The 15,305-nt window shown below is 63.5% G+C and carries 13 protein-coding genes and 1 tRNA gene; 10 read left to right on the forward strand and 4 right to left on the reverse strand.

Annotated features, from left to right (window positions below; genetic code table 11):
- The first annotated feature begins 44 nt into the window (after positions 1–44).
- On the forward strand, positions 45–434 hold the full coding sequence (locus tag DUGA2_RS23995) for a hypothetical protein (RefSeq protein WP_070271954.1): 390 nt from the start codon (positions 45–47) through the stop codon (positions 432–434).
- Here the strand turns inward: DUGA2_RS23995 and mutY are convergent.
- Genes mutY through mutM form a run of 3 tightly spaced genes read right to left on the reverse strand, consistent with a single transcriptional unit; the run spans position 431 to position 4,349 of the window.
- On the reverse strand, positions 431–1,561 hold the full coding sequence (mutY, locus tag DUGA2_RS24000) for an A/G-specific adenine glycosylase (protein ID WP_070271955.1): 1,131 nt from the start codon (positions 1,559–1,561) through the stop codon (positions 431–433). The two genes, DUGA2_RS23995 and mutY, sit on opposite strands and share 4 nt — an antisense overlap.
- A 14-nt stretch (positions 1,562–1,575) precedes the next feature.
- Positions 1,576–3,504: a dynamin family protein gene (locus DUGA2_RS24005; RefSeq protein WP_070272035.1), complete on the reverse strand. Its 1,929-nt coding sequence runs from the start codon at positions 3,502–3,504 to the stop codon at positions 1,576–1,578.
- Between the two features lie 11 nt (positions 3,505–3,515).
- Entirely contained in the window at positions 3,516–4,349 is an 834-nt protein-coding gene (mutM, locus tag DUGA2_RS24010) for a bifunctional DNA-formamidopyrimidine glycosylase/DNA-(apurinic or apyrimidinic site) lyase (protein ID WP_070271956.1), read from the reverse strand.
- 145 nt (positions 4,350–4,494) lie between these two features.
- Here mutM and DUGA2_RS24015 point away from each other — a divergent pair, with 145 nt between their 5' ends.
- The 8 genes from DUGA2_RS24015 to DUGA2_RS24050 all read left to right on the forward strand — a co-directional run bounded on the left by DUGA2_RS24015 (position 4,495) and on the right by DUGA2_RS24050 (position 11,897).
- Positions 4,495–6,279, forward strand: coding sequence for a tetratricopeptide repeat protein (locus tag DUGA2_RS24015; RefSeq protein ID WP_070271957.1), 1,785 nt, complete (start codon positions 4,495–4,497; stop codon positions 6,277–6,279).
- Between the two features lie 16 nt (positions 6,280–6,295).
- Positions 6,296–6,916, forward strand: a complete 621-nt coding sequence (locus DUGA2_RS24020; RefSeq protein WP_070271958.1) for an outer membrane lipoprotein LolB — start codon at positions 6,296–6,298, stop codon at positions 6,914–6,916.
- A gap of 8 nt (positions 6,917–6,924) precedes the next feature.
- Positions 6,925–7,803: a 4-(cytidine 5'-diphospho)-2-C-methyl-D-erythritol kinase gene (gene ispE / locus DUGA2_RS24025; RefSeq protein ID WP_070271959.1), complete on the forward strand. Its 879-nt coding sequence runs from the start codon at positions 6,925–6,927 to the stop codon at positions 7,801–7,803.
- Positions 7,804–7,879: 76 nt separating this feature from the next.
- Positions 7,880–7,956 (forward strand) — tRNA-Gln (locus tag DUGA2_RS24030).
- Between the two features lie 161 nt (positions 7,957–8,117).
- On the forward strand, positions 8,118–9,068 hold the full coding sequence (locus tag DUGA2_RS24035; protein WP_008444419.1) for a ribose-phosphate pyrophosphokinase: 951 nt from the start codon (positions 8,118–8,120) through the stop codon (positions 9,066–9,068).
- A gap of 163 nt (positions 9,069–9,231) precedes the next feature.
- Entirely contained in the window at positions 9,232–9,864 is a 633-nt protein-coding gene (locus tag DUGA2_RS24040) for a 50S ribosomal protein L25/general stress protein Ctc (protein ID WP_070271960.1), read from the forward strand.
- 115 nt (positions 9,865–9,979) lie between these two features.
- The gene (gene pth, locus DUGA2_RS24045) at positions 9,980–10,561 is read left to right on the forward strand and encodes an aminoacyl-tRNA hydrolase (RefSeq protein ID WP_070271961.1); all 582 of its coding nucleotides are present in this window, start codon (positions 9,980–9,982) and stop codon (positions 10,559–10,561) included.
- Positions 10,562–10,610: 49 nt separating this feature from the next.
- Positions 10,611–11,897: an amidohydrolase gene (locus DUGA2_RS24050; protein ID WP_070271962.1), complete on the forward strand. Its 1,287-nt coding sequence runs from the start codon at positions 10,611–10,613 to the stop codon at positions 11,895–11,897.
- 95 nt (positions 11,898–11,992) lie between these two features.
- Here DUGA2_RS24050 and DUGA2_RS24055 read toward each other — a convergent pair whose 3' ends face one another.
- Positions 11,993–13,831 (reverse strand): DUF885 family protein, encoded by a 1,839-nt coding sequence (locus tag DUGA2_RS24055; RefSeq protein WP_070271963.1) that lies wholly within the window; start codon positions 13,829–13,831, stop codon positions 11,993–11,995.
- 144 nt (positions 13,832–13,975) lie between these two features.
- On the opposite strand from DUGA2_RS24055, the gene DUGA2_RS24060 reads away from it, so the two are divergent.
- The gene (locus DUGA2_RS24060; protein WP_070271964.1) at positions 13,976–15,304 is read left to right on the forward strand and encodes an MFS transporter; all 1,329 of its coding nucleotides are present in this window, start codon (positions 13,976–13,978) and stop codon (positions 15,302–15,304) included.
- The last annotated feature ends 1 nt before the right edge of the window (position 15,305 follow it).

The following is a 15,305-nucleotide window of genomic DNA, read 5'->3' on the forward strand; positions in this document are numbered from 1 at the left end:
CGTGCGCTCTTGAGCACCAACGGTGTTCGGCGCACGATGAGCGGATGGACGAGCAAATCACCCAACTGGATCGGCGCCTGACCTCTGTTGAAGTCGAGGTGGCATCGCTTGCTGCAGAGAGCGCGGCTGCACGATCCCAATACGCCACCAAGGAAGACTTAGCCAAGGTGGAGGCGAGGTTAATCGTCATCCAGTCCAATTACGTCACCAAAGAGGACTTGGCTGCGCTGGATAACAAGCTCAGTGGAAAAATCGCCAGCCTGGACGGGAAAGTCAGTGCCGACATCGCGGCCATGGACAGCAAACAGAGCGCCGAACTCTCGGCGCTGAGGTTGCAGGTAGCCGAACTGGAATTGCGCATGGTGCGCTGGCTGGTCGCTACGACCATCGCCACTTCGGGCGTAGTGATAGCCGCAATCAAGGCTTGGCCTTAGAACATCCTTTGCTGCGCGGCCTTGCTGTCGCCCACCAACTCCAGCAGCAGTTTCTTGATCGGCGCCGGCAGCGGGGCGTCGGGGATTTTGGCGGCGTCGTACCAGACGTGGCCGGATTCGGCGGCCATCGCCTGCCGGCGCGCCAAGGTCACGCGGTAGGGCGCGATGTGCAGCTTGTAGTGCGTGAACACATGCGTCACCGTCGACAGCCGCTCGTGCGATTCCATCTCGCCGAACTTGCCTACCGCCAGCATCAGCGCGTCATCGTCGACCGCCTCCACCTCGTCATCCTCGGCCAGCAGATGGCCGTCCAATTCCGGCAGCGACAACAAACCGCCCCAGATGCCGCTTGGCGGACGCTGCTCCAGCAGCACCTGTCCGCCGTCGATAATCGCCAGCATCACCGCATGCTTTTCCGGGCTGGCCTTCTTCGGCTTGCGTACCGGCAGATCCTTGGTGCGGTTGGTGGAAAACGCCACGCAGCGCGGCTGCATCGGGCAGCGCTCGCACGACGGACTGCTGCGCGTGCACAGCGTCGCGCCCATGTCCATCAAGCCCTGCGTGTACGATTCGATGCCCTGCTCGGGCAGCAAGGCCTCGGCGCGGCGCCACATCATTTCCTCGGTCTTGCGCTCGCCCGGGTAGGTGTCGATGCCGAACACGCGCGCGAACACGCGCTTGACGTTGCCGTCCATGATGGCCGCCCGCGTGCCGCTGGAAAACGCCGAGATCGCCGCCGCCGTCGAACGGCCTATGCCGGGCAGCTCCGCCAGCAACACCGGATCGGACGGGAACACGCCGTCATACTCCGCCACCACGCGCTGCGCGCACTTGTGCAGATTGCGCGCCCGCGTGTAGTAGCCCAGGCCGCTCCACTGCGCCATCACATCCTCGACCGGCGCCGAGGCCAGGTCGCGCAGGGTAGGGAAGCGCTCCAGGAAGCGCGCGTAATAACCCAGCACAGCCGACACCTGCGTCTGCTGCAACATGATTTCAGACAGCCAGATCAGATACGCATCGCGCGTGTTCTGCCACGGCAGCACATGGCGTCCATGTACTTTTTGCCAGCCGATCAGATCGGCCGAGAAACTGGGATCCGCAAAATTCTCTGCTGCTACAACCTTCATTCTGTTCCTAAGTCTTAAGCGGCGGCGTCCAGCGCCACGAATTCCGCATTGATGGCGATGCTGATCTGCCCCGCCAATTCATTGAGCCGCGCCTTCTGCGCCTCCAGCTCCTGCTGGCTGCCTTCAAACGCATCGATTTTCTGTTCCAGGCTGTCGGTCGCATCGTGGATGCGCTGGATCGACGCCAGCCGGTGTTTCAACTGATCCTTGTGCTGGCGGATCTGCGCCTCCAGCGGCGCCATGATCACCTTCAGCCACGCCTCCGCATCGTTGTTGGCGGCGCGGAAGCAGCCGCGCACGCGCGAGGCGATGGTGTCGAAGAACTTCTCCATCAGCACCACGCGGCTGGTGGTCAGCAGCGTCGCCGTGCCGAACTGCTTGTAGTAGATCGCCTCGATGCTGGCGATCTCCTCGCGGTAATGCTCCAGCGAGAACGGCATCGGCAAGGCCAGCGTCAAGCCGTGCTCGTTGGAGAAGCGTCGGTACATCACGCCCATCATCTCGCTGATCTCCAGCGTCTTGCGCTCGGCGGCGTCGAGGTTGGCGCGGATGCGTTCGAAGTAATTGCGCACCGCTTCGCGCACGCCGGTGAAGAAGCGGCTGCGCTGCATCTCCTGCCGCACCAGTTCGATATCGTCGCGCACGATGTCCATGCCCATGCTGGTGTACAGCTCGGTGGACAGCCGCGTGAACACGGCGCGCGTGGCCTGCAGCTTGAACAGGCTGGCGTCGAACTCCTTCTTCTCGACATCGATGCGGCGCATCATGTGCGCGATCACGCTCTGGTTCTTGCCGCGCAAGCTCTTCAGCTCGTGCAACTGCTCGACCACGCCACGGCTGCGCGCGTTGATCATCGCCAGCTGCGCCGCGCTCAGCGCCTGCAATTCCTCGCCCAGCTGCTTGCGCACGATTTCCTTCTTGGCCGGGATCAGCTCGTTGAACAGCGCGCTTTCCAGCGACTGCAAACGGCTGCGCTCCAGCAGCGCCGGGTCTTGCGTGATCTTGCCCACCAGCGCCTTCTGCGCCGACACCGGGAACACCTGGCGCGGCTCCAGCGCCAGCACGTGCGCGACGTTGGCCTGCTGGCGCTCGATCTCGACGTTGACCTCGGCCTCGCTGCGCAGCTCGTCCCACATGCTGTCGATCTTGTTCAGCACCACCAGCCGGCCGGCGCCGGCGCCGATGTGGTTGCGCCAGACTTCGATGTCGCTCTTGGTCACGCCGGTGTCGGCGGCCAGGATGAACAGCACCGCGTGCGCGTTCGGGATCAGGTTCAGCGTCAGTTCCGGCTCGGTGCCGATGGCGTTCAGGCCCGGCGTGTCGAGGATCACCAGCCCCTGCTTCAACAGCGGATGCGGGAAGTTGATGATCGCATGGCGCCACAGCGAGATTTCGACCAGGCCTGCGTCGTTCAGCGTGACCGGCATGTCGGGATCGTCCTCGTCGTAGAGGCCGTAGCGCTTGGCTTCCTCCACCGGCACGTGGCGCGTCAGGCTGACCTGCTTGAACACCTCGTGCATGTCGGCGCCGGCGTCCAGGTTCAGCGGCAGCACGGTCCAGGCGGCGGGCTGGTCGCGGTAGTCGCTGGTGGACAGGTTCTCGGCCCGCGTCTCGATCGGCAGCAGGCGGATCGACGGCGCGAAGCTGGCGTCGTACATCAGCTCGGTCGGGCACATGGTGGTGCGGCCGGCGGCGGACGGCAGGATGCGCTGGCCGTAGTCGGCGAAGAAGATGGCGTTGATCAGCTCCGATTTGCCGCGCGAGAATTCGGCGACGAAGGCCACCGACAGCTTATCGTCGGCCAGCCGCGCCAAGGTGCGCACGATGCGCTGGTCGGTGGCGGCATCGGTCAGGGACGCGCCGGCCACCCAGGATTGGTAGTCCTTCAAGGCTGTCACCACGCCTTGCCGCCACGCGCTGTACTGTTCGAAATCCCTGACCATCATCTCTGCCCTTATTTTTGACAATTCACGCAGTAGAACGTGGAGCGCTGCCCCTGCTTGATCTGCCGTATCGGCGCCGCACACACCTTGCAGGGCACGCCTGCACGATCATAGACGAAATAAGTCTGCTGAAAATACCCGGACTGCCCGTTGACGCTAATAAAATCGCGCAGCGTGCTGCCGCCCTGGACGATGGCCTCGGCCAGGATTTCGCGCACGGCCTGGGCCAGCTTCTCGTAGCGCGCCAGGCTGATGCGCTTGGCCGGCGTCTTCGGATTGATGCCGGCCCGGAACAAGCTTTCCGAAGCATAAATATTGCCGACGCCGACAACGATATCGCCCGCCAGCAGCACCTGCTTGACGGGCGCGCTGCGCTGCCGGGTTTGATCGTACAGCAATTTGCCGCTGAAGCCCGCTTCCAGCGGCTCCACGCCCAGCTCGCGCAGCAGCACGTGGTGCTCCAGCATGCCGTCGGCGTGGTCGTGCCACAGCACGGCGCCGAAGCGGCGCGGATCCTTCATGCGCAGCACCTGCAGGCCGTCCGGCGTTTCGACAACAAGATCGAAATGATCATGTTTTTCCGGCTCTATGCCGGTCGGCATGACGCGCAAATGGCCCGACATGCCGAGGTGGATGATCAGCGTGCCATGGTCGAAATGCACCAGCAGGTATTTGCCGCGCCGGCCGATGTGCAGCACCTGGTGGCCGGCCAGCAGCTGCGGCAGCTGCGCCGGAAACGGCCAGCGCAAGCCCTCGCGCCGCAGCACCACCTGGTGCACGGTGCGGCCTTCGAGATGCGGCGCAACGCCGCGGCGGGTCACTTCAACTTCTGGTAATTCTGGCATCTGGATGGCAAACAGTCGAAATAATGAGCGGCGACACTCTGGCCGTGGCGGAATATTTGGTTACACTAGTCAAAAGACGCGATCTCCGCGTTGGGCGTAAAATCCACTGACTCTGTACCTATTGCCGACTTGCCAGGATCTTCCTTTGAAAAACGCTTTCGCCATTGTAACTCTCTCCGCCTTGCTGTCCGCGTGCGCCATCGCACCGCAAAAACAGGCGGAGTCCGCCGCTGCGGAGCCGGCCGCGCCGGCCGACGCGGTCGCGGACAACGCCGCGCCGCCGGCTGCGGCGCCGGTGGAGGAAGCCTTGCCCAATGTCGACCTCACCAGCGACATGTTGTACCGCATCACCAAGGCCGAACTGGAATTCAAGCAGGGCCGCTGGCAGGGCGCCTACATCACGATGATGGCGCTGGCCCAGCAAACCCGCGATCCGCGCCTGGCGCGCCGCGCCGCCGAAATGGCGCTGGGCGCCAAGCAGGACGGGGAAGCGCTGTCGGCGATCCGCCTGTGGCGCAGCCTGGCGCCCGATTCGGACGAGGCCACCCAATACTTCCTCGGCTTTGCCGTCGTCAATGACGATCTCGGCGAAGCGGAGCAGATCTTTGTCGAGCGCCTGAAAAATGCGCCGCTGCGCGCGCGTCCGCTGGCGATGTTCCAGATGCAGCAATTCCTGCTGCGCGCCAAGGACAAGGCCGCCGCCTTCGCGCTGGAAGGCCGCGTGCTCGCGCCCTACGCCGACATGCTGGAAAGCCATTTGATCCTGGCGCAGGGGGCGTTCTCGCTGGGCGACAGCGAGCGCGCCCGCACCGAGGCCGAACAGGCGCTGCGCATCAAACCCGATTCCGAGCTGGCGATCCTGACCACGGCGCAGGTGTCGGGCGATATCGACGCGGCGCTGAAAGTGCTGGCCACCTTCCTGGACAAATATCCGAAGTCGCGCGAAGTGCGCGCCGCCTATGCCCGCATCCTGGTCGATTCCAAACAGACCGAGCAGGCCCGCAAGGAATTCCTGGTCCTGTTGAAAGAACAGCCGGACAACCTGGCCACGCTGTACGCGCTGGGCGTGATCGGCATGCAGTCCAACGATATTCCGGCGGCGGAGAAGTACTTCACCAGCTTCGTCAACGTGCTGGCCGAGCATCCGAGCGACGAGCGCGATCCGTCCAAGGTGCTGATGATACTGTCGCAGATCGCCGAGCAGCGCAACGACCTCGACGCGGCCTACAACTGGCTGGACAAGGTCGACGGCGGCGACGAGAAAATCTACCTGGCGGCGCGCATGAAGATGGCGCAGCTGACGGCCCGCAAAGGCAATGTCGACGAAGCCCGCAAGCAGCTGGCCGAGCTGAAGCCGTCCGAGGCCGTCGACCAGGCGCAGGTTTTCCAGGCCGATGCGCAGATCCTGCGCGACGCCGGCGACCACCGCGCCGCCTACACGGTGCTGGAAAACGCCGTCAAGCGCTACCCGGACAATCCCGATCTGCTGTACGACTTCGCGCTGGTGGCCGAAAAGCTGGGCCAGCTGGAACTGATGGAAAAGGCGCTGCGCCAGGTGATGATCGCCGCGCCCGACAACCAGCATGCCTACAACGCGCTGGGCTACTCGCTGGCCGAGCGCAACGAGCGCCTGCCGGAAGCCTATTCGCTGATCGACAAGGCCATGAAGATGGCGCCCGGCGACCCGTTCATCATGGACAGCATGGGCTGGGTGCAGTACCGCATGGGCAACCTGAGCGAGGCCGAAGCGATGCTGCGCCGCGCCTACGCCTTGCGCAGCGACCCTGAAATCGCCGTGCACCTGGGCGAGGTGCTGTTCGCCAAGGGCGACAAGGCGGGCGCCCAGCAGATGTGGCAGGAAGCCCAGACCAAAGACCCGAAGAACGACGCGCTGAAAAGCACGCTCGCCCGTTTAAATCAAAGCCTGTAAGCGACGATATCACTTGATGACTTCATTTAACCTGCGCCGCAGCGCGCCCGCCGCACTGCTGGCTTCCGTGCTGGCTGTGTCGGTGCTGGCCGGCTGCGCCACCTCGCCGCCACGCTCGACCGCAGCGGTCGCGCCATATCGCGACAGCATCGAACTGGGCGGCGGCATCGCCGTCAATTACACCCGCGACGGCAAGGCCGAACCGATGACCGGCAGTTTCACCTGGCATCAAAGCAAGGCCGCCACCGAGGTCACGCTGATCTCGCCGCTCGGCCAGACCATTGCCGTCATCAGCGTCACGCCGGAATCGGCCACGCTCAAGCAGGGCGGCAAGCCGCCGCGCACCGCGCCCGACCTCGACAGCCTGACCGCGCAGACGCTGGGCTGGACGCTGCCGGTCTCCGGGCTGCGCGAATGGCTGCAAGGCTACGCCACCGACGCCGGCGGCAAGCGCTTCGTCGCCTCGCCGGCCAACAATACGGTCGTCACCCGCGACGGCTGGAAAATCGAATACGTCACGTGGCAGGACGACACCGCCCCCGTGCCGCAACCCAAGCGCATCGACCTCACGCGCCTGGGCGCGGGCCAGGTGGATGACCTGACGATACGCATCGCCATCCGTCCGAACGCAGAATAAGCAGCGCCATGACCAGTCTGAAGAATTGCCCGGCTCCGGCCAAACTCAACCTTTTCCTGCACGTGAACGGCCGCCGCGCCGACGGCTACCACCTGCTGCAAACCGTGTTCCAGCTGATCGACCACGGCGACACCCTGCATTTCGACTTGCGCGACGACGCGGCCATCCGCCGCGTGACCGACTTGCCCGGCGTGCCGGAGGAGAGCGACCTGATCGTCCGCGCCGCCCGCCTGCTGCAGGCCGAGGTGCTGCGCCGCACGGGCGCGCTGCCGCGCGGCGTCGACATCGCCATCGACAAGGTGCTGCCCATGGGCGGCGGCCTGGGTGGCGGCTCGTCCGATGCGGCCACCACGCTGATGGCCTTGAACGCTTTGTGGCAGGCCGGCCTGAGCAAGGAAGAGTTGATGGCGCTGGGCCTGCCGCTGGGCGCGGACATCCCCTTCTTCATCTTCGGCGAGACCGCCTTCGCCGAGGGCGTGGGGGAGGCGATGCGGCCGGTGCAGGCGCCGGATTGTTGGTATGTCGTCATCGAACCGGGCGTCGCCGTGCCCACGGCTGCAATTTTTTGCTCAGAACATTTGACAAGGGATACTCCGGTCGTCATAATAACGGACTTTTCCAGCCACCTCGAAAATCGAAACGGTTTAAAAGGTTTTGGAAAGAATGACTTGCAGCAGGTAGCAACGAAGTTATTCCCGCCGGTAGCAGAGGCGATAGAATGGCTCAGTGCTTACGGTGATGCCAGGATGACTGGCTCCGGTGCTTGCGTGTTCAGTGCGGTAGCAACCGAGGCAGAAGCGGATGCGGTGCTTGCAAAAGTGCCGGCGAAGTGGAAGGCCTGGAAAGCAAAAGCGCTGAATCGCCATCCGATCATCGCGAAGTTGTGATGCAGTAAAAAAATTTGGCTTAGCGTGAAAATGGCTGTAAAATACCGGCCATGTAACGACAAGCAGTCAGTTGCGTAGGGGAATCGCCAAGCTGGTTAAGGCACTGGATTTTGATTCCAGCATACCAAGGTTCGAATCCTTGTTCCCCTGCCATTCGTTTGTATCTGGACCCGTCGAGGCGCAAGTCTCCGGCCAGGTAGAGCAAAGATGGCTCAGCCCAGAGCGAGCCATTCAACTAAGATCTAAGTACAGCGCCGCGCGGCTTGCGCTGGCGACTTTTCAAAAATTTTCATCGACTATCTCTGGGACTCCCAATGGCTTTCGAAAACCTGATGGTTTTTACCGGCAACGCTAATCCTGCATTGGCAGAAGGGGTCGCTAAAAATCTCGGCATCCCTCTCGGCAAGGCAAACGTTTCGAAATTCTCGGACGGCGAAGTGATGGTTGAGATTAACGAAAACGTCCGCGGTAAAGACGTCTTCGTTCTGCAATCGACTTGTGCTCCAACCAACGACAGCCTGATGGAGTTGATCCTGATGGTCGACGCCCTGAAACGCGCGTCCGCTGGCCGTATCACCGCAGCTATTCCTTACTTCGGCTATGCCCGTCAAGACCGCCGCCCACGTTCGGCGCGCGTTGCGATCTCGGCCAAAGTCGTTGCGAACATGCTGGAAGAAGCGGGCGTCGAGCGCGTCCTGATCATGGATCTGCACGCAGACCAGATCCAGGGCTTCTTCGACATCCCGGTTGACAATATTTACGCTTCGCCAATTCTGCTGGGCGACCTGCAGAAGAAGAACTACCAGGATCTGCTGGTGGTATCGCCGGACGTCGGCGGTGTGGTACGTGCGCGCGCCCTGGCAAAACGCCTGGGCTGCGACCTGGCCATCATCGACAAGCGTCGTCCGAAAGCCAACGTTTCCGAAGTGATGAACATCATCGGTGAAGTCGAAGGCCGTAACTGCGTGATCATGGATGACATGGTCGACACCGCAGGTACCCTGGTCAAGGCTGCCGAAGTGCTGAAAGAGCGCGGCGCGAAGAAAGTCATCGCGTATTGCACGCACCCGGTGCTGTCCGGCCCGGCGATCGAGCGCATCACCAATTCGTCGCTGGACGAGCTGGTCGTGACCGACACGATCCCGCTGTCCGATTCGGCCAAGGCTTGCGGCAAGATCCGCCAGCTGACCTGCGCACCGCTGCTGGCAGAAACGTTCAAACGCATCATCAAGGGCGATTCCGTGATCTCCCTGTTTATCGACTAAGATAAACTGTTTAGCCAGTTTTTCATGGCGCGACAGGCATAAATTGCTTGTCGCGCCTTTGCTTTTCCCGGTTTCATGAGCGCAGTCAGCTCATTTTCGAAGCACCCTGGTCGCGGGGGCTTCATAACACGGGGCGCGAGCCCTGTTATTTTTGGAGTTACACATGAAAGTTGTTGCATTCAAACGCGAATTGCAAGGTTCCGGAGCGAGCCGCCGCCTGCGCAATTCGGGCCAAACCCCAGGCATCATCTACGGCGGTACCGAAGCGCCAGTGACCATCTCGCTGGACCACAACGCGCTGTACCACGCGCTGAAAAAAGAAGTATTCCACTCGTCGATCCTGGATCTGGAAATCGACGGCGTGACCCAGCAAGTTCTGCTGCGCGACTTCCAAGTCCACGCATACAAACAACTGGTTCTGCACGCTGACTTCCAGCGCGTTGATGCTTCGAAAAAAGTGCACATGAAAGTTGCTCTGCACTTCGCTAACGCCGACGTGTCCCCAGCAGTCAAACTGCACGGCGCCACCATCAGCCACGTAGCCAACGAAATCGAAGTTTCGTGCCTGCCTAAAGACCTGCCAGAGTTCATCACCGTTGACCTGTCGACCATCGACGTTGGCCACTCGCTGCACATCGCCGACCTGGTTCTGCCAGCTGGCGTGACCGCGATCACCCACGGCTCGAACCTGACCATCGCTACCGCTTCGGTACCAGCTGGTCACGTTGCTGCTGAAGCCGCTGCTGCTGAAGCGCCAGCTGCTGACGCCAAGCCAGCCGCTAAAGCCAAGAAGTAATCACTGACGCCGCCTTCGGGCGGTTGCAGGAAAAAGCCCCCGCCTGTGCTGTATGCCGGCGGGGGTTTTTGTTTTTTAAGCGATAATCACGTTTCTCTTTTTTCGACCACACGTCATGCCTATACGTCTCATCGTCGGCCTCGGCAATCCCGGCCCCGAATACGAACAAACCCGTCACAACGCCGGCTTCTGGCTGGTGGACAACCTCGCCAACGACATCGGCGCGCGCCTGCAGCGCGAGACCAAGTACAACGCGCTGATGGCCAAGGGCTCGGTGGCCGGCCAGGAAGTCTATCTGCTGGAACCGCAGACGTATATGAACCGCTCCGGCCAGTCGGTGGGCGGCCTGTGCCGCTTCTTCAAGATCTTGCCGGACGAAGTGCTGGTCGTGCACGACGAGCTGGACCTGATGCCCGGCACCGCGCGCCTTAAAAAGGGCGGCTCCTCGGGCGGCCACAACGGCCTGAAGGACATCACCGCCGCGCTGGGCACGCAGGATTACTGGCGGCTGCGCCTGGGCATCGGCCATCCGCGCACGCTCAGCCTGGCGCAGCAGGTGGCCGACTTCGTGCTGCACCGCCCGCGCCGCGAAGACCAGGAGCTGATCGAACAGTCCATAGCCAAGTCGCTGCTGGTGATGCCGCTGATCGTCGAAGGCAAGTTCGACGCCGCCACGATGAAGTTGCATACAGCCTGATCCGCCGGTGGTATGCTGGTCCGATTATCCCCGGACCAGGAAACCACCGATGAAGCTGCTCCCGCTTGCTGCATTCTTGTGCATCCACGCCGCCCAGGCGCAGGATGCGTCCGCCGTCGCCAGCCAGATCAATGGCATGTATCCCAAGCTCGATGCGATCTACAAGGATCTGCATGCGCATCCCGAGATCGCCTTCCAGGAAGAACGCACGGCCGCCAAGCTGGCCGCCGAGATGCGCGCCATCGGCTTCGAGGTGACGGAAAAAGTCGGCAAGACCGGGGTGGTGGCGATCTACAAGAACGGCGCCGGTCCGACCGTGCTGGTGCGCACCGAGCTCGACGGCCTGCCGATGGAGGAAAAATCCGGCTACGCCTATTCCAGCAAGGCGCACGCGCTGTTGGACGGCAAGGATACGATGGTGGCCCACAGCTGCGGCCACGACGTCCACATGACCGCCTGGCTGGGCGCGGCGCGCGCGCTGGTGGCGCTGAAGTCGCAGTGGAAGGGCACGCTGATGTTCATCGGCCAGCCGGCCGAGGAAACCGTCAGCGGCGCCAGGGCCATGCTGGACGACGGCCTGTTCAAGCGCTTTCCCAAACCGGACTACGCCTTCGCGCTGCACAGCTGGCCGCTGGCCTACGGCACCATCGGCTACAACAGCGGGCCGGTGTCGTCGAACTCGGACGCGATTGAAATCACTTTTAAAGGCCGCGGCGGCCACGGCTCGGCGCCGGACAAGGCGCTCGACCCGATCGCCATCGCCGCCCGCTTCGTGGTGGACGTGCAGACCGTGGTCAGCCGCGAGAAGGATCCCAAGGAATTCGGCGTCGTCACCATCGGCGCGATCAACGGCGGCTCGGTCGGCAACATCATTCCTGACACGGTGCGCGTGCGCGGCACGATACGTTCGTACAGCCCGGAAGTACGGGCGAAACTGCTGGCCGGCGTGCGCCGCGTCGCCAACGCCTCGGCCGCGATGGCCGACGCGCCGGCGCCGGACGTGGAGCTGATCACCGGCGGCGCGGCCATCGACAACAGCGACGCGCTGGTCAAGCGGACCGAGGGCGTGTTGAAGCAAGCCTTTGGCGACGCCAACGTCGCACGCATGCCGGCGATGACGGCCAGCGAGGACTTCTCGGCCTACGTCAACGAAGGCGTGCCGGGCATGTTCTTCTTCACCGGCGTCTACGATCCTAAAGCGGTGGCCGAGGCGGCCAAGCCGGGCGGCAAGCCGATCGCCTTCAACCACTCGCCGTACTACGCGCCGGTGCCCGAACCGTCGATCAAGACCGCCGCCCAGGCGATGACGCTGGCCGTCCTCAACGTACTTAAATAAACCTGGGGTCAAGTCTGACATTCGGACACGAACTCTGCCTTAGCGTCTGCTACGGCAGAGTTCGTGTCCGAATGTCAGACTTGACCCCGGTGTGTTTACTTGCTGGCGGCGATCCAACGGTCCACGCGGGCTTCCAGGATGGGCAGCGGCAGCGTGCCGTCGCCGATCACCACCTCGTGGAATTTCTGGTAGCTGAACTTGTCGCCCAGCGCCTGCTGCGCGCGCGCCCGCAGTTCCAGGATTTTCAGCGAACCGATCTTGTAGCTCAGCGCCTGCGCCGGCCAGACCATGTAGCGCTCGATCTGGTTCCTGGCGCGCGCTTCGCTCCAGCCCAGCGTGTCCGCCAGGTAGGTGATGGCTTGCTCGCGGCTCCAGCCCTTGGCGTGCATGCCGGTATCGACCACCAGCCGCGCCGCGCGCAGCATCTCGGCGTTCAGGTGGCCGTAGTAGGCCACCGGATCCTCATACAAGCCCATCTCGCGGCCCAGCGTTTCCGAGTACAGCGCCCAGCCTTCGGTGTAGGCTGCGCTGTTCGGATTCTCGGTGCTGAACTTGCGGAAGTCCGGCAAATCCAGTTCCTTCAGCAGCGCCGCGTGCAGGTGGTGGCCCGGCACGCCTTCGTGCAGGAACAGGCTGACCATGTCGACCCGGCTGTATTTCTTCGGATCGTTGACCACCGGCCAGAACACGCCCGGATGCGAGCCGTCCGCCGCCGACGGCGTGTAGTGGTCGGACGCCGTGGCGCGCGTCAGCTCCGGCTCCAGGTGCAGCTCCAGCTTGGCCTTCGGGACCAGGCTGAAATAGGTTGGCAGCTTGGTCTGCACGGTGGCGTAGATGTCGCGGTAGGCGTCCAGCACCTGCTCATCGGTGCTGAAGATCTTGAACTTGTCCTGCGCCGCCACCCACTGCGGCAACTGTTTCTCAGGCCCGTCGTAGCCCAGCTTGGGACCAAGCGCGGCCAGCTGCTGCTGGATGCGCGCCACTTCCTTCAGGCCCAGCGCGTGTACCGCGTCCGGCGTCAGCGGCAGGTTGGTGCTGTCCTTGATGCGCGCGGCGTACCAGGCGGCGCCGTTCGGCAGCGCGCTCCAGCCGGTGCTGGCGCGGCTGGCCGGCAGGTATTCGTTTTCCAGGAAGCTCACCAGGCGGTTCAGCGCCGGCGCGATTTTCGTATCGACCGTTTTCAGGTAGGCCGCCGTCAGCTTCTGCTTGTCGGCGGCGGAGAAGCCGGCCGGCAGGCGCGTCACCGGCGAGTAGTAGATGCTCGCTTCCGGCGTCGCGCTGCGCAGGTTCTGGAACTGCGGCAGCATCGCCACCGTGATCGCCTTCGGCTGCACGATGCCGCTGCGCATGCCCAGCTTCATGTTGGCGATGGCCTGGTCTATCCATGCCGGCAGCTGGTTCAGGCGGCTCAGGTAGGCCTGGTATTGCTTGACCGTGCCCAGCGGCTGCGAACCGTTGCCGTCGGCGTAGTTGGCCAGCGTGCTGGGCACGTTGTCGAGCTGGTTCAGCGGCAGCTGGTGCTCGGGGAAGGACTCCAGCTGCATCGCGTTGTTCAGTTCGTAGGACAGCAGGTCGTAGGTCAGCTGGTCCTGCTGGCCGAGCTGGTCGCGGCGCACCGTCATCAGCTGTTTCTGCATCTGGCGGTACAGCGTGAACTGCTGCGCGCGCACCTTGGGCGAGATGCCCAGGCCAAGCTGGTCGTCGTAGCGGCCGTCGCCGTTGGCGGTGGCGAACAGCAGCGGATCGAACTTGCAGCGCGCCGTGTGGAAGGCCGCGGCCAGCTTGGCCAGCTGCTTCTGCGCGAGTTTCGCTCCCACCCCGGCCGCTTGCGTGTGGGCCGGCTTGGCGGCGGCTTGCGCCGGCGGCGCTCCGATCAGCAGGGCGGCAATCAGGGCGGAAGTGGTCAGCGCGGCGAGCGGGCGGGCAGTTGGCATAGGTGTCCTCGAAGTTGAGATGATTTGCGCCCAGCAGTCTAGCATTTGTCGATCCGGTTTACTCATCGCGGGAAAAATTGCGTATTCTATGCTTGCCGCGAACCGGCGCACCCATAAAAACGAGACAAGAAGCGAGACGAAAACATGCACATAGAAGACAGCGCAGCAGCCATGGCCCCGAACGCCAGGAAGGAAGCGCGCGCCGCTCCGGCGCGCGCGCTCACCCGGCAGGATTACAAGACCCTGTCATTGTCGGCCCTGGGCGGCGCCCTGGAGTTCTACGACTTCGTTATTTTTGTGTTCTTCACCGCCGTGCTCGGCAAGCTGTTCTTCCCGCCGTCGATGCCGGACTGGCTGCGGGTCCTGCAGACCTTCGGCATTTTCGCCGCCGGCTACGTGGTGCGTCCGCTGGGCGGCATCATCATGGCCCACTTCGGCGACTTGCTGGGTCGGAAAAGAATGTTCACCATGTCCATCCTGCTGATGGCGGTGCCGACCTTGCTGATGGGCCTGTTGCCGACCTACGCCAGCATCGGCCTGGCCGCGCCTGTGCTGCTGTTGCTGCTGCGGGTGATGCAGGGTGCGGCGGTGGGCGGCGAAGTGCCGGGCGCGTGGGTGTTTGTTTCGGAGCACGTGCCGGCCCGCCATATCGGCTATGCCTGCGGCACGCTGACGGCCGGCCTGACCGCCGGCATCCTGCTGGGTTCGGTCGTCGCGACCGGCATCAACACCGCCTTCACGCCCGACCAGGTGGCCGACGGCGCCTGGCGCCTGCCGTTCCTGCTGGGCGGCATCTTCGGCCTGGGCGCGATGTACCTGCGCCGCTGGCTGCATGAAACGCCGGTGTTCGCCGAGCTGCAACAGCGCAAGGCGCTGGCCGCTGAAATGCCGCTCAAGACCGTGCTGCGCAACCATCGCGGCCCGGTCGTGATCTCGATGCTGCTGACCTGGATGCTGTCGGCCGCCATCGTCGTGGTCATCCTGATGACGCCGACCCTGCTGCAAAAAATCTACGGCTTCGATCCGCATACTTCGCTGGTGGCCAATACCGTGGCGACGCTGTGCCTGTCGATAGGCTGCCTGGTGGCCGGCGTGCTGGCCGACCGCATCGGCGCGCGCACCACCCTGTTCGGCGGCGCCTTGCTGCTGGCGGTCTGCACCTATGTGTTCTACACCACCATCAAGGGCCGCCCCGATCTGCTGCTGCCTTTGTACGCGCTGGTCGGCTTCAGCGTCGGCGTGGTCGGCGCCGTGCCTTGCGTGCTGGTCAAGGCCTTCCCGGCGCAGGTGCGGTTCTCGGGCCTGTCGTTCTCGTACAACCTGTCGTACGCGATTTTCGGCGGCCTGACGCCGGTGGTGGTGGCGCTGATGTTGAAGAATAATCCGCTGGCCCCGGCCTACTACGTCATCGCGGTGAGCGTGATCGGCATGATCACGGCGCTGTTCGTCAAAGAGCGTACGGACATCGCCTGAG

The organism is Duganella sp. HH101 (genome assembly GCF_001758795.1).
Classification (GTDB): Bacteria; Pseudomonadota; Gammaproteobacteria; order Burkholderiales; family Burkholderiaceae_D; genus Rugamonas; species Rugamonas rivuli.